1 protein-coding gene is annotated in these 305 nt (G+C 34.8%); it reads right to left on the bottom strand.

All coding sequences use genetic code 11. From position 1 onward, the window contains the following. The coding region (locus H4O21_RS28930) for a hypothetical protein (RefSeq protein ID WP_220495928.1) at positions 1-293 on the bottom strand (293 nt) is incomplete at its 3' end. Positions 294-305: the final 12 nt, after the last annotated feature.

The following is a 305-nucleotide window of genomic DNA, read 5'->3' as shown; positions in this document are numbered from 1 at the left end:
CTAAAAAGTTCTATAAATACTTGGTCAAATTCATCCAAACGCTGGCTGTAACCACTTTCTTGTAAAGGGATATTGGCATCTTGTATGGATGCCCTTAACGATACTCTATCATTGAGTTTTCCTGTAATTTGAAGATCTAACTCGCTATTTAAAACTGAATTTTGATTGTTTCCAACAGTCACACCACGCGAAATACTTCCCGAAGTAGTTAAACCATCGAATGGTACAAAATTTCTAGAAGTATTGGATTGGGATAGTTGATACAGTTTATCTGCACCATCATTATTTTTCACAATGATACTTTC

This window comes from Oceanospirillum sediminis (assembly GCF_014164585.1).
Lineage (GTDB): Bacteria > Pseudomonadota > Gammaproteobacteria > Pseudomonadales > Halomonadaceae > Oceanospirillum > Oceanospirillum sediminis.
This window is presented reverse-complemented; position numbering and strand designations above follow the sequence as displayed.